The organism is Mycobacterium sp. SMC-16 (assembly GCF_046250085.1).
Lineage (GTDB): Bacteria > Actinomycetota > Actinomycetes > Mycobacteriales > Mycobacteriaceae > Mycobacterium > Mycobacterium phocaicum.
Map to the genome: position 1 here is coordinate 5903090 of NZ_CP176427.1, position 21163 is coordinate 5924252.

19 protein-coding genes are annotated in these 21163 nt (G+C 66.2%); 11 read left to right on the plus strand and 8 right to left on the minus strand.

Annotated elements, in window-relative coordinates; translation table 11 throughout:
- Positions 1-117: 117 nt before the first annotated feature.
- Together ACJEIK_RS28655 and ACJEIK_RS28660 are read left to right on the plus strand one after the other, a co-directional pair.
- On the plus strand, positions 118-2157 hold the full coding sequence (locus ACJEIK_RS28655; RefSeq protein WP_409430772.1) for a PecA family PE domain-processing aspartic protease: 2040 nt from the start codon (positions 118-120) through the stop codon (positions 2155-2157).
- A 213-nt stretch (positions 2158-2370) separates the two neighbouring features.
- Positions 2371-3621 (plus strand): DUF445 domain-containing protein, encoded by a 1251-nt coding sequence (locus tag ACJEIK_RS28660; RefSeq protein ID WP_409430773.1) that lies wholly within the window; start codon positions 2371-2373, stop codon positions 3619-3621.
- Positions 3622-3630: 9 nt separating this feature from the next.
- Here ACJEIK_RS28660 and ACJEIK_RS28665 read toward each other — a convergent pair whose 3' ends face one another.
- A complete protein-coding gene (locus ACJEIK_RS28665) occupies positions 3631-4776 on the minus strand; it encodes a cellulase family glycosylhydrolase (protein ID WP_061003738.1) in 1146 nt (381 codons plus the stop codon).
- A gap of 92 nt (positions 4777-4868) precedes the next feature.
- The gene (locus ACJEIK_RS28670; protein WP_061003736.1) at positions 4869-5453 is read right to left on the minus strand and encodes a TetR/AcrR family transcriptional regulator; all 585 of its coding nucleotides are present in this window, start codon (positions 5451-5453) and stop codon (positions 4869-4871) included.
- 94 nt (positions 5454-5547) lie between these two features.
- Between ACJEIK_RS28670 and ACJEIK_RS28675 the strand changes: the two genes are divergently transcribed.
- Positions 5548-6687 carry an acyl-CoA dehydrogenase family protein gene (locus ACJEIK_RS28675; RefSeq protein WP_409430774.1) on the plus strand — a complete coding sequence of 380 codons (1140 nt, stop codon included), beginning with the start codon at positions 5548-5550 and terminating at the stop codon, positions 6685-6687.
- A 12-nt stretch (positions 6688-6699) separates the two neighbouring features.
- Here ACJEIK_RS28675 and ACJEIK_RS28680 read toward each other — a convergent pair whose 3' ends face one another.
- Positions 6700-7692, minus strand: a complete 993-nt coding sequence (locus ACJEIK_RS28680) for an alpha/beta fold hydrolase (protein ID WP_409431774.1) — start codon at positions 7690-7692, stop codon at positions 6700-6702.
- Between the two features lie 184 nt (positions 7693-7876).
- On the minus strand, positions 7877-8641 hold the full coding sequence (locus tag ACJEIK_RS28685; RefSeq protein ID WP_061003731.1) for an SDR family NAD(P)-dependent oxidoreductase: 765 nt from the start codon (positions 8639-8641) through the stop codon (positions 7877-7879).
- Between the two features lie 25 nt (positions 8642-8666).
- On the opposite strand from ACJEIK_RS28685, the gene ACJEIK_RS28690 reads away from it, so the two are divergent.
- The 3 genes from ACJEIK_RS28690 to ACJEIK_RS28700 all read left to right on the plus strand — a co-directional run bounded on the left by ACJEIK_RS28690 (position 8667) and on the right by ACJEIK_RS28700 (position 10332).
- Positions 8667-9269, plus strand: coding sequence for a TetR/AcrR family transcriptional regulator (locus ACJEIK_RS28690; RefSeq protein WP_061003729.1), 603 nt, complete (start codon positions 8667-8669; stop codon positions 9267-9269).
- A 108-nt stretch (positions 9270-9377) separates the two neighbouring features.
- Positions 9378-9593: a three-helix bundle dimerization domain-containing protein gene (locus tag ACJEIK_RS28695; RefSeq protein WP_409430775.1), complete on the plus strand. Its 216-nt coding sequence runs from the start codon at positions 9378-9380 to the stop codon at positions 9591-9593.
- 277 nt (positions 9594-9870) lie between these two features.
- Positions 9871-10332: a hypothetical protein gene (locus ACJEIK_RS28700; protein ID WP_174814067.1), complete on the plus strand. Its 462-nt coding sequence runs from the start codon at positions 9871-9873 to the stop codon at positions 10330-10332.
- A 419-nt stretch (positions 10333-10751) separates the two neighbouring features.
- On the opposite strand, the gene ACJEIK_RS28705 is transcribed toward ACJEIK_RS28700, so the two are convergent.
- A complete protein-coding gene (locus ACJEIK_RS28705) occupies positions 10752-11549 on the minus strand; it encodes a L,D-transpeptidase (protein WP_061003803.1) in 798 nt (265 codons plus the stop codon).
- 215 nt (positions 11550-11764) lie between these two features.
- On the opposite strand from ACJEIK_RS28705, the gene ACJEIK_RS28710 reads away from it, so the two are divergent.
- The 5 genes from ACJEIK_RS28710 (at position 11765) to ACJEIK_RS28730 (ending at position 17851) form a co-directional block, all read left to right on the plus strand.
- Positions 11765-13240, plus strand: a complete 1476-nt coding sequence (locus ACJEIK_RS28710) for an APC family permease (protein ID WP_409430776.1) — start codon at positions 11765-11767, stop codon at positions 13238-13240.
- Positions 13241-13478: 238 nt separating this feature from the next.
- Entirely contained in the window at positions 13479-14957 is a 1479-nt protein-coding gene (locus tag ACJEIK_RS28715; protein WP_409430777.1) for a WS/DGAT/MGAT family O-acyltransferase, read from the plus strand.
- Between the two features lie 69 nt (positions 14958-15026).
- Entirely contained in the window at positions 15027-15800 is a 774-nt protein-coding gene (locus tag ACJEIK_RS28720) for a glucose 1-dehydrogenase (RefSeq protein WP_212807699.1), read from the plus strand.
- Between the two features lie 173 nt (positions 15801-15973).
- Entirely contained in the window at positions 15974-17008 is a 1035-nt protein-coding gene (locus ACJEIK_RS28725) for an alpha/beta hydrolase (protein ID WP_234785382.1), read from the plus strand.
- Between the two features lie 9 nt (positions 17009-17017).
- Positions 17018-17851: a hypothetical protein gene (locus ACJEIK_RS28730; protein WP_061003716.1), complete on the plus strand. Its 834-nt coding sequence runs from the start codon at positions 17018-17020 to the stop codon at positions 17849-17851.
- Here ACJEIK_RS28730 and ACJEIK_RS28735 read toward each other — a convergent pair.
- Genes ACJEIK_RS28735 through ACJEIK_RS28745 form a run of 3 tightly spaced genes read right to left on the minus strand, consistent with a single transcriptional unit; the run spans position 17848 to position 21014 of the window.
- Entirely contained in the window at positions 17848-18828 is a 981-nt protein-coding gene (locus ACJEIK_RS28735) for an amidohydrolase family protein (RefSeq protein WP_409430778.1), read from the minus strand. The two genes, ACJEIK_RS28730 and ACJEIK_RS28735, sit on opposite strands and share 4 nt — an antisense overlap.
- 14 nt (positions 18829-18842) lie before the next feature.
- Entirely contained in the window at positions 18843-19946 is a 1104-nt protein-coding gene (locus ACJEIK_RS28740) for an MBL fold metallo-hydrolase (protein ID WP_409430779.1), read from the minus strand.
- Positions 19947-19997: 51 nt separating this feature from the next.
- Positions 19998-21014, minus strand: coding sequence for a glycoside hydrolase family 6 protein (locus ACJEIK_RS28745; protein ID WP_133428058.1), 1017 nt, complete (start codon positions 21012-21014; stop codon positions 19998-20000).
- Positions 21015-21163: the final 149 nt, after the last annotated feature.

Sequence of the window (21163 nt, forward strand, 5' to 3'; positions counted from 1 at the left end):
TTCTGTCTGTACTGCGGCACGACACCCGTCTGCCAGACTGCAGTGCGGTAATGCCGCAGTAGCGGTCGATCTGCCGGGGGTCCGATGGCCGTGCGGCGTGACTATGGAGGAGCCGAAATGGCTGGTGCACACCGTCGCCCGCAACGCCGGAAGCTGGCGGTATCGACATGGCTGGGCACCGGCGTGGCCGCGGTCGGCGTCAGTGCCGCACTCCTCGGTAGCGCCGCAGTCGCGAGCGCCGCTCCGTCGACCGACTCCGAGTCCGCCTCGTCGTCCGCGCCGGCTCAGCCCAAGAAGGCACCTGCGCAGAAGACCACCAAGAACAAGAAGAAGGACGCGGCCGCTGCTGCGGACGCGTCGGGCACCAAGCCGGCATCGGATACCAAATCCGCATCCAACTCTTCAGCCGACGCCACCATCGACAGCGACAACGACACGAAGCCCACGCGCAACCGCCGGGCCAAGAGCGACGACAACGGCCGGTCCGCGTCCGCGCCCAACGCCGGCACCGTCGCAAAGCTGCCCACGACCGCCGCCCAGGCGGTGACCAAGAATCCGTCGACGAAGAATCCGCTGAAGACCGCCGCCGCGGTCAAACCGGCCACGGACACCACGACCAGCGACGCGCCGAGCTCACCGTCCGCACCGGCCGCTGCGACGCCGACCGCCGCATCGGTACCGGCACCGACAGCCGCCAGCACTCCGCAGGTCACCATCGCCGCCGCCGAGACCTCCACGGCCGCAATCACTTCCGTCCCGAACACCACCGTGAAGGCGCTGAGCAGCGCCACGTCGCCGACGGCGCCCGCCAACATCTCCGGGCTGCTGTCGGTGCTCGCGGCCGTGGGCCAGGCGCTCGGGGCCGCCACCCTGGCCACGGAGGAGTCCCTGGCCGGGGCCGTGGTCGGCACGACCAAAACCGTGAGCAAGCTGCTGGGCATCATGCCCGCACTGGCCACCACCGAAAAGACAAGTGCCGCAGCGACTCTCACTCCGGCGCCCACAGAGACGTGGCAGCCGGGCCAGACCGTTACCGCGGACGAGTACATCAACACCGCGCTGGCTGAGATCGCGCAGGCGCGCACGCTCCTCGGCACCAGTTGGGTGAACGGGTACTCCCGATACGAGTTGCGGATGGCGGCCACGTATCTCACGACGTACCAGGCGAACCAGCAGACTCTGATGGACGCGTACGCGGCCAACCCGACCACGACGAACCTGACTGCGCTCAAGGCGAACGAGGCGCTGATCGGCAAGTCCGTGACCGCGCTGAAGACCGCGCGTTACTGGTCGGCGAATCGCGACATCAAGGCCATCATCGTCGACGCCACCACCAACGCCCGCATCTACGCGTCGGTTCCGCTGTCCATGTATGCGGGCGTGGAACCGATCGTCACCATCTCGGTGAACGGCGGGCCGAGCATCAAGGTGCTGGTGGACACCGGATCATCCGGCCTGGTGGTGAACGCCAAGAACGTCGGCCAGACCGGTCTCGGCAATTCAGTGGGCACCGGCACCGGCGCCTACAGCGGCGGGCTGACCTACACCTACAACACCTACAACACCACGGTGAACTTCGGCAACGGCATCGTCACGGCGCCTGTCCCGGTCGACATCATCACCGATCCGGCGCAGCAGACCGCGTTCGCCAATTTCCTGAAGTACAACGGCGTCGTGGGCGTCCTGGGTGTCGGCACCAACGCGGTGGGCCCGGGCCCCGGCCTGGTCACGACCGGCCTGCCCGGCGCGCTGAAGAACGGCATCTACATCGACGAGGCCGGCAAGACCCTGACCTTCGGCCCCAACCCGCTGCCGGCGCGCGTCACCACGTCGGGATCGCCGAACGTGATCGGTTCCGTCAGCATCAACAACGGGTCGAAGACGCCGATCAACCTGCTCATCGACTCCGGTGGCGTCACCGGCACCCTGCCGTCGACCATCATGGGCAGCACCATCCCCGTCGGCACCGTCATCTCGGTGTACGACAGCAACGGCGTACTGCTCTACACGTACACGACCACGTCGTCGTACACGCCGGTGGTGACCTCCGACGCCTACAACGCCGAGTTGATGAACACCGGGGCAATGCCGTTCCTGCACAACCGGATCTACATCGACTACTCCACCGCAAACGGATCGACCGTCTTCGACCTGTAGCCGCGACCCGAAACCGGCCGCTGTTCCGCCACGCTCCGTGGTGGGACGGCGGCCGATTTCGTGTCGAATTCCGGCGCGCAATACCCAATCATCAGGCGGTTCGAGCGGGGTTAACAAAATACGCGATCCCGCGTTGCGGATCTGACGTGCCCGTTAGTCTTCTCGCACGTGGTCGCCGGTTAACGTAGTCCAGCTATTCACTGGACGCGACTGATGGGAGACAGCCAGGTGGAGAATCTCATGGCCAATGCGTTCGCCTACCCCTGGTGGGTGTACGTCACCATCCCGTTGGGCGCGGCATTCGTCGGCTGGGTCACCAAGATCATGGCCCTCAAGATGATGTTCTACCCCGTCGAGTTCAAGGGCATCCCGCCCTACCTCGGCTGGCAGGGCCAGATTCCCAAGCGCGCACCGAAAATGGCTGCGGTGGCGGTGGATTCGCTGACGTCGGAGATCCTCAAGCCCGAGGAGATGTTCGACAAGATCGACCCGAACGAGTTGGTCAAGGAACTCGCCGAACCGCTGCGACAGACCTCCGCCGAGATGGTCGACACCATCATGATGTCGTTCCAGCCGCAGGTCTGGCGCGCCACACCGGACCAGCTCAAGGACGTCGTCGTCAAGAACGTCGAGAAGCGCATCCCGGTCGCGATGGCCGCGATGTTCGACAAGATGCGCGGTCAGGTCGACCAGATCTTCGACATCAAGCACATGGTCGTCACCAACCTGGTGCGCGACAAGGTCACGCTCAACACGGTCTTCCAGGACATCGGCAAGCCGGCGTTCAAGTTCCTCATCATGTCCGGCCTGCTCTTCGGCTTCCTGATCGGTCTGGTGCAGGCCGCGGTGTTCGGCATCACCAACTGGCACTGGTCGCTGCCGCTGTTCGGCCTGCTGACCGGTGGTCTCACCGACTACGTTGCGCTGCAGATGATCTTCCGGCCGTTGGAGCGCAAAAACGTCTTCCTCGGCATCAAGTGGCAGGGCGTGTTCCAGCGCGAACGCAAGCAGGTCGTCGAAGGCTACTCGGCACTCATGGCCCGGGAGATCTTCACGCCCCAGGCGATCATGGAGAGCATGCTCAACGGCCCGTCGTCGGACCGGTTCTTCGACATGATCTCCACCGAGATCAGCGCGACCATCGACAAGCAGATGGGCTTCACCGGCAAAATCATCAAGTCCGTCGGCGGCCGCCAGTACGTGGACATGAAGAAGCAGATCACCGACTCCATCATCGACAAGCTGCCCGAAACATCCACCTACATCGAGGGATACATGCGCGATCGCCTCGATCTGGAGAACGTCATGGTCAGCAAGATGATGGTGCTGGACTCACTGTCGTTCGAGAACCTGCTGCGCCCGGCGTTCAAGGATGACGAATGGATCGTCGTCGTGCTCGGCGCCGCCCTCGGTTTCCTCTTCGGTGAGCTGCAGGCGCAGCTCATCCTGCTGCTGGCGCACTGACGCAGGGTTCTAGGTCTGGCCGGGTGTTCCGGTCAACTTCCGGACGGTGAGAACCTCGCTGTCGCGGAAGGCCCGCCCGTTGGGGTAGAGCAGATCGCTGAACCAGACCTTCGGCTCCGCGGGGGACGGGTGCTCCCACGAATCCCACGGGAAGTAGGTCTGAGTCTTGCCGGCCACGAGTCCCCAGCTGTACGCACCGACGTTGCGCTGCTTGGCAATTGGCAGAATACCTTCGACGGTGCTGCCCTGGTTTCGGGCGAGGTACTCGGTACAGATGATCGGCCGGCCCAGTGGGGCAAGCTCATCAATCCGGGCCGAGAAGTCGGCCGGCTTGGCGTAGCTGTGGAACGAGATGATGTCCGAGTTGTCCAGCTGGATCGACGCGACGGCGCTGCGCTGCGCGGGGTTGGCCCAACTTCCCTGCCACACACCGCTTGTCAGCGGCTGCGTGGGGTCGACGGCGCGTGCCCACGCGAACACCTGCGGGAGCAGGTCGGCAACGACTTTCATCTTGTCGCTGCGCTCGACCTTGCGATAGACGTCAGCCGGGTTGTCGGGCTCGTTCCACAGATCCCAGCCGAGCACGCGGTTGTCGTTGCGGAACAGGTTGATCACGCCCGTGACGTAATTCTGCAGTACGGCACGGTAATTGGGATCGGCGATGCGGTCCGCACCCGGGCTCTGCACCCAACCCGAGTTGTGGACGCCCGGGGTGGGCGCCCGTTGCACGCCGAGTTTGGGGTGCGGGTCCCAGCATGAGTCGAAGAACACGAACAGCGGCTTGATGCCGTTGTTCGCCGCGATGCTGACGAACTGCGTCAACCGCTGTGAGAAGCCGCGCGGGTCCTGGGCCCACAACAGATCGTGCAGGAAGACCCGGACGGTGTTGAATCCGAACCAGCGGGCGGCGCCGAGTTCGGCCTTGATGCGCCCGGGATCGTAAGTACCGGCCTGGAACATCTCGAGCTGATTGACCGCGGTGGAGGTGATGTAGTTTCCGCCGACCAGCCACCCCTGCCCCTGGTACCAACTGTTGGCCCGTTCGGGCGTCCAGCGCGTCCCGGCCGCGGACGCCGGAGCGGGTCCGGAGAATCCGGCCATGGCAGAGCCCGCCGCCAGCAGCAGCGGCACCTTGAGAGCGGTTCTGCGGTCCACCGCACGAGGCTACTGATCTTGATAGGGTGCGTGGGGCGTGCTTATCGAGTTGCAACAAACACGATGTCGGGTGGTGACGTCGGTCGGCGCGCTCAGGCGTTGATACCGGCAGTGAGAATCGCCGCAAGCTCGCGATATGCGCTGGCATCGTCGAGTCCGGTACTCTCGCGGACCCGGCGCTGCTGGATGCGCACCATCATGGTCGACGCCAGGTCGGCCGCGAAAGACGCGTGCACATCACGGAATTCGCCGCTCTCGACACCGTCGGCGATCATCTCGTGGACCCGCCGGGCCGCGATCTGGGTGTTCTTCTCGTAGACGCTGCGGGCCGGGGCGAAAGCATCCAGGTCCACCATGAACTGGTCCGACGCGGCATCGAGCACCGTGCCGACCGCGGACAGATAGGCCGTGATCCGCGCCCGGGCGCCGTCGACTCCGGCCACCAGCTGCTCGACCTCGTCGGTCGCCTGCCGGAAGAACTGCACGGTCGCCGCGCGGACCAACTGCTCCTTGCTGCCGGCCAGCGTGTAGAGCGTCGACTTCGAGCAGCGCAACCGCCCGGCGATGTCGTCGAGCGTGAGGTGGGCGAATCCCTCGTCGAGGAACAGCGCGATCAGGGCGTCGAACAGCTCGGTGCGGCGGCGGGTGCCGAACGCCGGGGACGTGCGCGTGCTCACAACGGCATAGTACTGCGGACCCTTTACTCAGTACTACTCAAACAGTACTCTGTGAGGTAATTCAGTACTGTCTGACGTATTAGTGGAGTTTCCGGTGCCTGTTGATCGCCTCTTGCCCAACGATGAAGCCCACGCGCTCATCGAGCTCACCCGCGACATCGCGGACAAGGTGCTGGACCCCATCGTCGACCAACACGAGAAGGACGAGACGTACCCCGACGGGGTGTTCCCCACCCTCGGCGAGGCCGGGCTGCTGAGCCTGCCGTATCCCGAGGAGTGGGGCGGCGGCGGCCAGCCCTACGAGGTGTATCTGCAGGTGCTCGAAGAGCTCGCGGCCCGCTGGGCTTCCGTGGCCATCGCGGTCAGCGTGCACAGCCTGTCGTGCCATCCGCTGATGACGTTCGGCACCGACGACCAGCGGCAGCGCTGGCTGCCGGAGATGTTGAGCGGCAACCTGATCGGTGCCTACAGCCTCTCCGAGCCGCAAGCCGGTTCCGACGCCGCGGCACTGGCCTGCAAGGCCGTCGCATCCGACGACGGGTACCGGGTCACCGGCTCGAAGGCCTGGATCACGCACGGTGGGCTCGCCGATTTCTACACCCTGTTCGCGCGCACCGGCGAAGGCTCGCAAGGCATCTCGTGCTTCCTGGTGCCCGCCGCCACCGAGGGGCTGTCCTTCGGTCGGCCCGAGGAGAAGATGGGTCTGCACGCGGTGCCCACCACGTCGGCGCACTACGACAACGCGTTCCTGCCTGCCGAGCTCCTCATCGGCACCGAAGGCCAGGGCCTGCCGATCGCGTTCAGCGCGCTCGACGCCGGCCGGCTCGGTGTCGCCGCGGTCGCCGTCGGCCTGGCCCAGTCGGCGCTGGATCAGGCGGTGGCGTACGCGCAGGAGCGAACGACGTTCGGCCGCAAGATCATCGATCACCAGGGGCTCGGCTTCCTGCTCGCCGACATGGCTGCCGCTGTCGACTCCGCACGCGCTACCTACCTGGATGCCGCCCGCCGACGCGACGCCGGGTTGCCCTACTCCCGCAATGCGTCAGTCGCCAAACTGGTCGCCACCGACGCCGCCATGAAGGTCACCACCGACGCCGTCCAGGTGTTCGGCGGTGCCGGCTACACCCGCGACTACCGCGTGGAGCGCTTCATGCGCGAAGCCAAGATCATGCAGATCTTCGAGGGCACCAACCAGATTCAGCGCCTCGTCATCAGCCGCAGCCTGGCCAAGTAGCGGGCCGCCGGGCTACATCCGGCTGACGTCGATGATCGCGTTCGCGAATTGCGCGGGCGCTTCCTGCGGCACGTTGTGGCCGATGCCGTCGAGGACGCGGTGCTCGTACGCCCCGGTGTACATCGAGCGATATCCCGCGCCATCCTTCGCGGCACCGTCGAAGTCACTGCCGATGGTGATCGTCGGGACGTGGATCAGCGGCTTGGCCTGCAGCCGTTGTTCGTCAGCCTCGTAACGGTTTTCACCTTCGGCCAGGCTGAGGCGCCACCGGTAGTTGTGGATCACGATGGCGACGTGGTCGGGGTTGTCGAACGCGCCGGCACTCAACCCGTAGGCCGCGTCGGTGAAGTGCCACAGCGGCGAGGCCTTCGACCAGATCAGCCGATTGAACTCCTTGGTGTTCTTCCGGTAGCCGAGTTCTCCACGCGGCGTGGCGAAGTAGTACTGGTACCACCACCCCAGCTCGGCGTCCGGATCCAACGGCTGCAGGTTCGCGGCGCGATTCACGATGATGTACCCGCTGACTGCAACGAGACCGGCAACCCGCTGTGGCCACAGGGCGGCGACGGCATTGGCTGAGCGTCCGCCCCAGTCAAAGCCGCCCAGGATCGTCCGCGGGATGTTCAGCGCATCCATGAAAGCCACGACGTCGGCGGCCAGTGCGGACTGCTGACCGTTCCGGACCGTGGTTTCGGAGACGAATCGGGTCGACCCGAAACCACGCAGGTACGGCACGATCACGCGGAAACCCTGATCCGCGAGCAGCGCGGAAACGTCTGCGTAGCTGTGGATGTCGTAGGGCCAGCCGTGCAACAGCACGACGGGCGTGCCGTCCGCCGGCCCCGCTTCGACGTAACCGACATTGAGGTCGCCGGCCCGAATCTGCTTGACCGCGTTCAGGTTGTGCTGCGGGGCGGGCGGCGGTGCCGACTTCTCGGCCGCAGCCGGCTCCGGTGACGAACCGCATGCCGCCAACGACGCGGCGCCGACCGCTGCCGTCGCCATCAAGCCGAACTGCCTTCTGCTGAAGCCGCTCACGGTCCGCCGTTCCTTCCAGAGTGTCTCGATTCGGAGCCCACGATTCACCACCGCGGTGCCTGGCACCCATCTCACCGTCAGATGTCCATCGTGTCCAACGATGGATTTTGATAGGACACATCTGTTTGAGAGATGAGACCTGGCCACGATGTCAGACTGCCGCCCACCCGCCGTCCACGCTGAGGACGACACCGTGAATGTTGGCGGCATCATCGCCGGCCAGGAACGCGACCGCGGCTGCAACCTCTGCCGGCGTGCTCATCCGCCGGGATGGCAGCCGGTCGAGCACCGGCTGGACGTGATCGGCAAACTCCTGTTGCCGCTCTGTCGCGATCGGTCCCGGGGCCACCGCATTGACCCTCACCCCGAACGGGCCGTACTCGTCGGCCCAGGAGGTGGTGAGCGAATGGATCGCCGCCTTGTTGGAGTTGTAGATCGCCGAGCCGGCGGCGCCACGCAGTCCCGTGATCGATCCGATGTTCACGACGGCTCCGCCGCCGTTGCGCACCATGGCCGGGGCGATGATCCCGGTCAGCAGGAACGGCGCGAAGACGTTGACCTCGAAGGCCTCCCGCAGCAGTTCGGGGGCGACATCGGCGGTCGGCGTCGGCATCAGCAGAGTGGCGGCATTGTTCACCAGGATGTCCAGCCGTCCGCCTGCCGCTTCGGTGGCGCGTTCGGCAAAAGCGCGGATCGCACCGTCGCCACCCGAGAGATCGGCCGCGACGAACGACGCCTCGCCGCCGGCCGCGCGGATTGCCGACACCACCTCTGCGCCACGCTCAGGGTTCCGTCCACTCACCACAACGCGTGCGCCTTCGTCGGCGAGCCGGCGGGCAACGGCAGTGCCGAGACCTCCCGTCGAACCCGTGACAAGTGCTGTGCGGCCGGACAAACGCGTATCTTCTGGACTCATGAGTCCACATGCTGCACCGGGCAAAATGGACCCGCAAGTCCAAAAACTGACCACCAAGGGGCAGGCCACCCGCGCCCGGATAATCGACGGCGCCGCGGCCGAGATCCGGGAGCGTGGTGTCGCGCTGACCACCATCGAAGATGTGATGGCGCGGACCCGGACTTCGAAAAGTCAGATTTTCCACTACTTTCCGCGCGGGAAAGAGCAGTTGCTGCTCGCTGTTGCAACGCTGGAATCACAGCGGGTGCTCGACGACCAGCAGCCCCACCTCAGCGAGCTCACGTCGTGGGCGGCGTGGCAGCGCTGGCGGGACGTCGTGGTCGAACGCTATCGCCGACAAGGCCAGAACTGCCCGATCGCCGTGCTGATGTCCGAGATCGGCCGCACCAGCACCGGCGCACAGGCGGTCACGACCGAACTGATCGACTCCTGGCGGGGCGCCATCGCTGACGGCATCGTGGCGATGCAGCAGCAGGACAAGATTGCCCGCACCGTCGACGCCGAGCGGGCGGCTGCCGCACTGCTGGCCGGCATCCAGGGCGGTGTCGGCATCATGCTCGCCACCGGCGACCTCACGTATCTCGAGGCGGCCCTGGACGAGGGGATCAGCGCGCTGCGGCAGCGTTAACCGCCGGCGTGCACCGTCGGCTCACACGGCACCCGCAATTGTTAGTTCGCCTACACGTCACCCCATCTGCGTTGACAGCCGTCAAGGCCGCCGAGAAGGATCGACGGCATGGCCGCCAAGACCGAAGAGCAGGTATTCACCGAAATCGAGACCCGCCTCACGGCCAAGTTTGCGGACCTGTCCCCAGCTCGTGTGACCACCGTCATCGACGGCGCTCGGCAGCAGTTCGCCGACAACACGATTCGCGACTTCGTGCCGCTCCTCGTCGAACGTCGCGCCGAGGAAGAACTCGCACGACAGCTGGCCGACGACTCCGCGACCTAGCCCGACCCACTCGGCCTCGCCGAGTTTGCCAGCCTCACAACGGGTTCCGCCATCAACCCGTTACCTGCCGAGACCTCTCTGTGAGGACTTTGAGGCTATTGAAACGATGCGGTCACGGTCGCGGCTCAGTCCCATGTCGAGCCCGCATCCGATTGAAAACATGTCTTGAACCCGCCTCCCGCGGTGCCCTACGGTTCAGCTGCGCAAATTTTCGGCGCTGTAATTTAAGGGCACGTTCAAGGAGACGCCGGTGATGATCAGCTTTGGTCGAATCGCTGTGAAAATAGTTGCCAGCGCCGGGGTGTGCGCGACGGCCGTGGCCGTGTGCCCGACCGCAGCTGCAGTCCCACTCAAGACGGGCGGATACGCGTGCGACGCCGGCGCCGTAGCGCCCGCAGCCGGGGCGCCTGCCGCCGCGGCAGCTGCCGCGCCTTGCGCTGCCCCCGCCGTCGAATCCTCGGGCATCGTCGGCCCCCTGGCGGCCGCTCCGGTCGTCCCGGCGGCAGTCCCGCCGGTTCCCGCGGTCGTCCCGCCCGTCCCGGCAGCGGTGCCGCCGGTCGTGCCGCCGATCCCCGCCGGGTTGCCGATCGGTGCGCCCATCCCGATCGCCGCGGCCCCCGCCGCGATCCCGATGGACATGGGTGGCGTCGCCGACGGCAAGGAGGCCCGGACTCTGCGGCCCGTCGACGCCGGCGGCCCGACCCCCAACCTGCCGACCCAGCCCGGTCCGCAGAACTGAACTGTCCAGCCGCACAATCGCTTTGACTGAAGCACCCGAGCCCACGCGGCTCGGGCGCTTCGGGCGTTGTGGGCATGTGGCGTTGTGGCGTTGTGCCATTGACCCTGCGCTGAGGGCCTATTCGCGCGAGTAGCCGACGCCCAGGCCGCAGACTCAACAGACCGCAGCACCCAACCCCCGTTGACCCTGCACTGAGGGCCTATTCGTGCGAGTAGCCGACGCCCAGGCCGCAGGATCAACCGCGTGCTCCCGTTGACCCTGCACTGAGGGCCAATTCGTGCGAGTAGCCGACGCCCAGGCCGCAGGATCAACCGCGTGCTCCCGTTGACCCTGCACTCAGGGCGCACTCCTGCAAGTAGCGAACGCCCATGCCGCAGAGTCAACGCGGTACACCGCGACGAATTACGTTGCAGCGCAGGCTAAGGCTCGACGATGACGGGGTCGCCGACGTTGACGGTGTTGTAGTACCACTCGGCTCCCGCGGGCGCCAAGCCGATACAACCGTGGCTGACGTTCTCGAAACCCATCGACTCGACGGCCCAGGGCGCCGAATGTACGAACAGTCCGCGCCGGCTGATCCGTACCGCGAACTCGACCTCCGTCATGTATCCGTCCGGATGATCGACGGGGATGCCGACGCTGCTCGAATCCATAAGCACATTGCGGTCTTTCGCCAGCACGGTGTACTTGCCGATCGGCGTCTCATACTCCGGCCGACCCATGGTCGCGAGCAGCACACCCGACTCACCGAGGTGCGGAAGGTGGTGTGGCGCCGGCATGTCCGGCGAGGTCTGGCCGTCGATCGTGACGGTGAAGGTGTGGTCGGCGACGTGAGCTGTCCCGATTACGGCGGGCCCGGTGGTAACGGCCATCGGCTGGCCGGCGACCGTCAGCTTGATGGTGCTGTGGGCAGGCCAGAATCCGTCCGGAACCCATTGCACCACTTTGTTATCCAGCCATTCGTACTTGCCGGACATCGCCGGAGTCGACGTCACGTCCAGGGCCATCTCCGCGGCCGCACGGTTGGTGATCGGCCGCTTGAACGTCACGACGATCGGATGCGCGACGCCGACCGGCACTCCCTGCGTCGGCTGCGTCGACTCGATGATCGAACCCAACGGCAGGCGAATGCCCGCCGTCTCGATACCGAGCGCGCCACCAGTGGTGGTCGTGGCGACCACAACCACGGCAAGGACGCCGTGCACTAACACCCGCATATATCCGACCCCTTTGTCGCTGGCCGCATGGTTGAACACCGTCATGGTATGGGGCGTGAAACGCCGAAATCCGTACGGCGCGTCAATATTTCGGTCAAAGATTCGTCACGGATTGGCCACTCAACATCACGGCGCCGACCAAGATGCCCAATCCCCGACAACAGCCATTGACGTGTGCGACAATTACCGGTAAAGGAACGCAGAAGGGCCGGGCCATGACAACAGACCGCGTTGCACTTCCGGACACTGCCGACGACGAGTGCGTCGACTGCGGCTACGCGCCCGAGCTGAAGCGGACCCTCGGCGGCTTTCAGGTCTTCGCGGTCTCGTTCGCCTTCATCTCGGTGGCGGTCGGGATCTTCGGCACCTACGACGACCTGCTGCAGACCTCGGGCCCCGTCGGCATCTGGCTGTGGATCGTCGCGGCAGTCGGGCAGACGCTCGTGGCTCTCGTCGTCGCGCAGTTCGCAGCCCGGATCGCGCTCAGTGGGTCGTCATATCAGTGGGCATCGCGGCTGGCCAACCCGAAGGTGGGCTGGCTGTTCGGCTGGCTGACGTTCTGGTATCTCGCAATCGCCGCGGTGGCGGTGGACAACGCCTTGGCCAGTCAGGCGCTGATGCCGTTGCTGGGCATCAGCGACAACGAGGACACCGCACGCCTGATCACCATCGCGGTGCTGATCGTCCAGGCAGCTCTCGTCATCGCCTCGACCCGGCTGCTCGGCCTGATCACCTCTGGCGCAGTCGGTTTGGAGCTGGGCATCGTCCTGATCCTGGTGCTCGTGCTCGGGATCGTCATGGCGGTCACGGGCAGTGGCCACGTCGACAACCTGACGAGTCGCGGCATCACCGCCGGCGCCGGCGATTACTACGCCGTCGGCGGCGGGCTGATGGCCGGCATGATCATGGGCCTGACCACGCTGGTCGGGTTCGACTCGGCGGCGAACCTGGCGGAGGAGGCCAAGGACCCGTTCCGCAGCGTGCCGCGCGCCATCGTGGCGTCCGTCCTCGCGGCCGGCGCCGCGGGGCTGGTTTTTCTGATCGCACTCACCATCGCGATCAAGGACGTCAACACCGTCAGTCACAGCGGCTCGCCGGTCGCCCTCATCATCCGGGAACAGCTGGGTCCTGTCGCCGAGCGAATCCTGTTGGCGGGCATCGTGTTGGCCATGTTCGGCGCCGGCCTGGTGGTGATGGCCGCGTGTTCGCGGCAGGTATTCGCCATGGCCCGCGACGCCCGCTTCCCCGCGCACCGCGTGATGCGAAAGGTCAATCCACGCACTCAAACTCCCGTGCCGGCAACACTATTGATCCTCGCGGTCGGTGTGGTGCTGATGGCGACGCTGCGCGGCGCCGCGCTGATCCAGCTGATCATCGCGTCGACGATCCTGCCCGCGCTGATCTACGGCGCGATCGTCGTGCTCTACCTCGCCGTTCGGAGACGATTGGAGCACAAGGAGGGTGGCTTCAGCCTGGGCCGCTTCGAACTGCCTGTCGCCGGTGTCGCATTGGTGTGGGTAGCCGTGGCGATCTTCGTGCTCGTGACGCCCACGACGGCACGGGTACCCAGCCTGATCGTGCTCGGTCTCATCGCCGTAGGGGTCGGGTACTTCGTGAAGATGTTGATCTTGAATCGCGAAGTACTCGACACGGAGCCCGGCATCGATGAATTCGCCGCGGCGCCGAAGTAATTGCACACAGAATATATTTTCCGAGCAACGGAATTGCCGGTAAACAACGTTGCGACAATTGTCCGAAAAATGAAACAGCTAACCGAGTGCACTTGGTAGCGGGATTCCGAATAGTGGGAGAACCGCTGATAGGCCGCGAATTTCGATCTCGCTGACTGGGAAGTAGCAATTGCCGAAACCGCAACCGTGGATACGTTATTGCCGCCACAAATCCGTGGTCCACGAGGGGAGTATTGCGGTGAAGCGCTTGTCCGGCATGGATGCCATGTTCTTGTCCATGGAGGGCACTGAATGGCCACAGCACACGCTGGGGTTGATGATCCTGGATCCCAGTGACGCACCGGGATTCGACTTCGAGCATCTGCGTGATCACCTCGACCGCCGGCTGCCCTATCTGCCGTCGTTCCGCCGTCGTATCCAAGAAGTGCCGCTCGGCCTGGACCGTCCGGTGTGGGTCGACGATCCAGCGTTCAAGCTGGATTACCACATTCACCGTGCGGCACTGCCCGCTCCCGGTGGCGAGAAGGAACTGGCCGACGTCGTCGGCGAAATCCTGGCCCGCCAGCTCAACCGCAACCAGCCGCTGTGGGAGAGCTGGTTCGTCGAGGGCCTGGAAGGCGGCCGCGTCGCCTTCATCGCCAAGACGCATCACTCGATCGTCGACGGGGTGTCCGGCGCGGGTTTGTCGTCCGTGCTGTGCGACGTCACGCCCGACGCCGAAGGCCCGATCGTCGAGCTGCCCGACGAGGGCGAGCAGCCGCGCCACTCGAGCCTCGAACTGTTCGCCAAGGGCACGCTGTCGGCCGCGACCACGCCACCGAAAGTCGTTCAGTACCTTGGCCAGACGGTCCGCAACGCGGTGACCACCATCGGTCACCTGCGGCGCGACGACCCGCCGCCACGCCCCATGAGCGCTCCCAAGACCAGCTTCAACGGCGCGCTCAGCTCGCACCGCAGCTTCGCGTACACGTCGCTGCCGATGGCGCACATCAAGCACGTCAAGAACGGTCTCGGCGTCAAGGTCAACGACGTGATCCTGAGCGTCGTGGCGGGCGCGCTGCGCACCTACCTGACCAAGCGCGACGCGCTGCCGGAGGCGCCGGTGCTGGCGACCGTGCCGATGTCCACCCGCGACGCAGGCGACGAGACGCCGGGTAACCACGTGCACACCATGATCGCCTCCATGTGCACCGATGTGGAGGATCCGGTCGCGCGCCTGTCCGCCATCCACAACGGCATGAACAGCGCCAAGGCGCTGGCCGAGGACCTTCAGGCCGGCCAGTCCATCGGCCTGACCGACTTCGCGCCGCCAGTCCTGCTGAACCTGATGTTCAAGGGTTTCCGCGCCGCCAAGCTCGAGGACAAACTGCCGCTGGCCAGCAACCTCATCGTCTCGAACGTCCCCGGTCCGCCGATCCAGCTGTACATGGCCGGCGCCAAGATCGAGCACATCGTGCCCGTCGGCCCGTTGACCGTCGGGATGGGCATCAACGTCACCGTCTTCAGTTACGGCGGCAACGTCGACGTCGGCATCCAGGCCGATCCGGACCTCGTCGAGGACCCGTGGGAGATCCTCGAAGGCGCCAAGGCCGAACTCGACCGGTTGTTGGCCGCATCCGGCTGGGTCGAGCCCGCAGCCAAGAAGCCTGCCGCCACGAAAGCCGGTACCGCAGTCCCACGGGGTGGGAGTTCTCCCGGCAGCGCCGAAAAGGTGTGATTGCCTGCACACGCGGGCAGATCCAGATGGCGATCCACGCCCTGACGACATCGAAAGGAAGTTGCTGCGATGGCAGATTCGGATGGCTTGTCGGACGTGGTGGCGCTTGTCACCGGTGGCTCACGCGGTCTCGGCGCGTCGATGGCAAGGCACATCGTGGCCGGTGGCGGCAAGGTCGTCATCGCTGACGTCCTCGACGACGAGGGCAAGCAGCTGGCAGCCGAACTCGGGAACGCAGCACGCTACGCGCACCTCGACGTGACGGATCGCGCGCAGTGGGATGCGGCCGTCGCGCTGACGGTCGCGGAGTTCGGCAAGATCACCGGCCTGGTGAACAACGCCGGTATCTCCACCGGCCAGTTCATCGAGCACGAACCGCTGGATCACTTCCGCAAGGTGCTCGACGTCAACCTGGTGGGCGTCTTCAACGGCATCCAGGCCGTCATCGCGCCGATGCGCGCCGCCGGCGGTGGCTCCATCGTCAACATCTCCTCGGCCGCCGGCCTGATGGGTCTGGCCCTCACCGCCGGCTACGGCGCCTCCAAGTGGGCCGTCCGCGGCCTGAGCAAGATCGCCGCCGTCGAGCTCGGTACCGACCGCATCCGGGTGAACTCCGTGCACCCCGGCATGACCTACACGCCAATGACGGCACAGGTCGGCATCCAGCAGGGCGAGGGCAACTACCCCAACACCCCGATGGGTCGCGTCGGCGAGGCCGACGAGATCGCCGGAGCGGTGACCTACCTGCTCTCGCGCGCCGCCTCGTACGTCACCGGCGCCGAGATCGCGGTCGACGGCGGCTGGACCACCGGGCCGACCGTCAAATATGTTATGGGTCAATAGCTTTCGGCTACTGACCACGTTCCCGTCCACACCGGCTCCCGCGAGCCGATGTGGACGGGACACCTACACAACTGCATACCAAGGAGACAACGATGTCTGCCCCTTTGAGGAACCATGAGCTTCCTGAGCCGCCCCCGGTGAGCCGTCCCGAAAACATGGACGCGGCCCAACGTATGGTCGTGGCGCCCCACATTGCCATCGACGAAGCCGTGCTCGCCGTCATGCGCCTGCGCCCGCCGAAGCTGCCCGCAGAAGCCGCACCCGAGCACCTGGCCGCCGATCTGGACAAAGCCGCCACCATGTTCAAGAGGCGAGGCTGGATCTCCAAACCAGCCAAATACCACCGCACTCCCCCGAAACTGAACGACGCCGACGTCCTGCAGTGGAGCACTCACAACGGGCCGCTGCGGCACGAGTCGATGTCCTTCGCGTCGGAATTCGACGCCCGGTCGTTCGAGCCGGGTGCGGACCGGTGGCCCGGCAACGGCCGCAACGACACCGTCACCGTCCGGCTGCTACGCCGCCCCGACTCATCGGCACCATGGGTCGTCGCCCTGCACGGTTTCGGGATGGGGTCGTCGCGCTTCGACCTGAACGTGCTGTGGGCCAACCATCTGCACCACAAGCTCGGATACAATGTGGCGCTGCCGATTTCGCCGTTGCACGGCCCGCGGCGCGACCCCGCCGATGGACAACTGCTGTCGCTCGATCTCACCTCGATGCTGCACGGCATCACGCAGGCGGTGTGGGATGTCCGCCGGTTGGTGAGCTGGATTCGCAGCACCACCGATGCCCCCGTGGGGCTGTACGGCGTCTCGCTCGGTGGGTACCTGTCCACCGTGCTCGCCGGCCTGGAACGGTTCGACGCGGTGGCCGCGGCGCTGCCGTTCGCCGATCCGCTGGCGCTGCTGACGCACCACGACCCGCCCGATGAGTACCGGGACGTGATCGCCTCCGACGACGCGCGAACCGTCTTCCAGGTCGTGTCCCCGTTGGCGCTGCCCACGGTCGTCGCACCGCGGGACCGGACGCTGTTCATCGCGAAGGCGGACCGGCTCATTCCGCGGGAACAGTCTGAGGCCCTTGCTGATTCGTGGCATGCCGAACATGTGCGATGGGTCAACGCCGGACATGTCGGGTTCACCTGGACCCGCGCGGCCCGCGGAATACTCGGACGTCGGTTCCGGGAGTCCCTGGGCGCCGCGTAGGGATTGATCATGGCGAACTCCGGACCGTTCCCGTCCTGGGACTCGTTCCCGAACTGGGACGCGCTGTCGTCGTTCTGGGCGTCGGCCGCGGGCAGCGCACTCACCAGCGGTCCGGCGGGCGCCTACACGTCCCTGTTCGACACGTTGCGCAAGCAGGTCATCGGCCGCCGGATGACCGTCAAGCTCAAGTCCGGCGAGATGACGCTGACGGTGACGGCGCTCGACGCCGACCTCGACGTGCGGAGCCTCTCGGTCGGCCAGCTCAACACCGTCTCGATCTCGGCGTCCGACATCGTCTGGAACGGTTGGCAATTCGACAAGGCGACCGCCGTCCTGCACAACACACACATCAAACCGACCAATATCCCGGTCCTTGTGGCGGCACCGCTCGATCTAACCATCGAGATGTCCACCACAGCGCTCGACAAGATAATCGATCGAGCCTCGTCGTTGCCGGGGCGCGCCGCACCACGTCTGCTCGGCCGGATCGACGCCGGTGGTGTCGCGCAAATCCGTTGGGCCAGAACGCCAGACCTCGGGCACCTCGAGGTCGACGCGACCATCGACGGGTCCACGCTGCTGGTGAAACCGCGGATGGTTGCACTGCGCCGGGCCCGGTGGCATCTGCCGAACCGCCTGCCCGCCTATCGGATTCAGCTACCGAAGCTGCCCCGCGAGCTCACGCCGACGTCCGTCGACTTCAGTCCCGAGACGCTGCGGTTGACCGGGCGGATGCCGCAGTGGCGGGTCGAGGTGCCGCACCGCCGCATCGAAGAGGCCATTGACCAGCTCAACCAGGTGGGCAAGGCACTCAACCTCAGCTGGATGGCGCGCGGCCTCTAGCCGCCGATCTTCGGAATGCGATCCCCGAAGAGCCGCAACGCATTCCCATAACCGACCTGGCGGCGGTCCGCCTCGTCCAGCGGATACGACGCCAGGAAGTTCGCGCCGTCGACGTTGTCGTCCATGGGATAGTCCACCGAGAACATGACCCGGTCGGCGCCCATGACCGCCAACGTGCACGCCATGGCCGGCGGGGAGAAGTTGCCGCTCGTCGTAAAGTACAAATTCTCCCGCAGGTATTCCGACGGCAGCTTCTGCAGCCGGCCACCTGACCCGCCCAGTCCGTAGTACCTGTCGGTGCGAAAAGCGGTGAATGGCAGCATCTCTCCGAGGTGGCCGAGGATCATCTGCAGGTTCGGGTGTCGGTCGAAAAGGCCCGAGTAGATCAGTCGCAGCGCGTGCGTGCCCGCTTCGACGGCGAAACCCCACGACGCCAGGTGCAGGCCCTGGTCGACATACGGCGCGAACCAGGCCGCCATCACCGCCGGGTGCGGGGTGGTCGGGTGCAGATAGAGCGGCACACCGAGGGTCTCAGCGGTGGCGAACAGCGGCTCATAGGCAGGGTCGTCCAGATAGCGGCCGTGAGTGTGACCGTTGATGAGCGCGCCCACCAATCCGAGATCAACGACAGCCCGGCGCAACTCGGCCGCCGCGGCGTCCGGGTCCTGGGTCGCCAGAGTGGCGAAGCCGCCGAACCGGTCGGGATACTGCCGCACCGTCTCGGCGAGATCATCGTTGGCGCGGCGCGCGTAGTCGACGGCCAGCGTCGCGTCGTCGTACTCCTGCACGCCGGGATCGAAGAGCGACAGGATCTGGAAGTCGATGCCGGCGGCATCCATCTGCTCCAGCCGCAGCGGCCCGCGGTCATACAGCCGGTCGAAGCCGAGGCGGTTGTTGGACTCAAGCCACGTCGCGACCACATTGCCGTCACTCGCCGGGTTCCACGCGTAATGCCCTTCCAGCGCGATCAGGTGCATAAGCCGAGGATAGGTCAGAGCGCGAAGACCTGGCCGTCGCGCGCGACGGTGATCTTGCCCTGGTAGCGGCGGCCGATCGCATCCCGCCACGTCGAGTCGGGCAGATCGGTGGGCGAATAGTGGCTCAATACAACATGCTTGGCACCCGCCGCGGCGGCGACTTCACCCACCTGCTCGGCGGACGTATGGGACCGGACCAGATAGCCGGGCGGGAACCTGCTGTTGTTGCCGCCGTCGGCGAGGCTGAACTGTGCTTCGTGCACCAGGATGTCGGTGCCCTGCGCCAGCGCGATCAGATTGTCGGACTTGGTCGTGTCACCCGAGAACGTGACCGAGACACCGGATTTCACCAGGTCGAACCGGAAGGCGAAGGCCGGGTACACGTCGTAGTGGCTCACCAGGGTCGCGGTGACGCGCACATTGTCGTCGGTCATGACCGGGAAGGGGTCGGTACGTGGCGCCCGATTCTGGTAGTCCGATCCAGGTGGGACGACAACCTCGTGCACGTTGACCAGGCCCTGGATGTCGTCGGTGCCCATGTCCCGGATGAAGATGTTGCTGGTGTAGGCGAAAGCCCGGTGCAGCGCATCGGTCATGGCCGCGATGCCCGGTGTGGGGTTGGCCGGTTCGACGGTCGGTGGGTCGGGATTGCCGACCTCGCTCGGTGGCAGGCCGCCGGCCGGGCCGGGTCCGTACACCGACACCGCGCCTTTACCGGGTGACGCGGTGTAGCCGCCGGACAGGAAGAAGCTGTAGTAGTCGACGATGTGATCGGTGTGCAGGTGCGTGATGAACAGGCTGCGCAGTTGGTCGAATCTCAGCCCCGCGTTCGCGAACGCGTTCAAAGAGCCCAGGCCGCAGTCGATCTGGTAGACGTCGTCGCCGATCTTGAGTGCCGACGAGATGCCCGTCCGGTTCGGCACCGGTGGCGGGCCCGCCTGTACCCCGAGCGTGATCAGGGCGTTCTGCGGAAGGTCCCCACCGCCCGGCGCGGCTGAACTGCCGGCCGAGGTCACCAACGCGGCGCCGCCGAGCAGCGCGGACACCGACGCGGCGATCGCCGTCCGCCGGGAAATCGCGTCGACGCCGTCGGCACAGTCAGGGCCACACCCGTGCATGATGGCAACGTATCGCCCTTTTCGCCGAAACCCTGGTCTCGGCGCGCGGAATCAGTGTGCGGCGTTGCGCGCCAGGTCGATGGCGAACGACTTCACGAACGTGCCTGCGCCGGGCTCCCCGCGGCCGCACGACCCGTCGGACTCGCCGACGCGCTTGACCCACAGGTACGCATCGGCGTGCGCACCGGCGGTGTCGGTGGTGGGCGCGACGCCCAGCGCACGGCCGTCCGGGTTGCACCAGTACATCGGGTCGCCTTCGGCGGGCCCGGCACCGTTGCGCGAGGTGTCGATGACGTAGTGCGCGCCGTTGGTCAGGCCGGAGATCGCCTCGCCGTACCCGATCTCTTCATTGGTGGTGAAGTAGTTGGTCGTGTTGAGGCTGAAGCCGCGCGCCTTCGCGACACCGACATCGTTGAGTCGCGAGGCCATGGTCTCGGCGCTCACCCAGCGCGAGTGTCCGGCGTCGATGTAGACCGCCGCGGCCGGGTCGCGCGTCAGGGCGTCGACGGCGTAGCGGATCAGGTCGAAGCGCTCCTGGCGCTGTCCGGCGGACAGGCAGTCGGCCATGGCGAGGGCATCGGGCTCGACGATGATCGCCGCCGGCGAGCCACCGAGGCCCGCCGCGACGCTGTCGATCCACGCCCGGTAGCTGTCGGCCGAGCCGAAGCCACCCGCCGCGTAGCTGCCGCAGTCGCGGTGCGGGATGCCGTACAGCACCAGCACGGGCGTCGCACCCGCGGCGTTCGCCGCACCGGCCAGCCCGGCGACCGTGCCACCGACGGTCGAGGCGGGGAACGCCTGGTCCAGCCAGTAGGCCTGCGGCGTGTTGGCGATGGCGGTGAGCTCAGGGCTCGGCGGGTCGGCCTGAGCGGCGGCGGCCCGGGCCTTCGAGATCGGGTCGGCGTAGAACGGCCGGCCGGCCAGCGGGTTGCTGTCGTCGACCAGGCGGATCGCCGGGTTGTCGGCGCGCGGCGCCGGGTCGACGGACAGGCCCACGCCGGCGACGGCGGCGACAGCGAGGAAGGGAGCGGTCCAGCGGGCGACAACGCCAACAGCCGAAGAGATCACCTCAGGAAAATAGTTCGACTTGGTCAATAAGCGCCAATCGGGGGCCAAAGTTGGTGTGCGAGTGACCAATGTGGCCATGGGCCCGCGCCTAATCGGTCGACGGTGGACGGCGCTCGACATCGTGTCCCTCCGAACACCAGGATCATCTC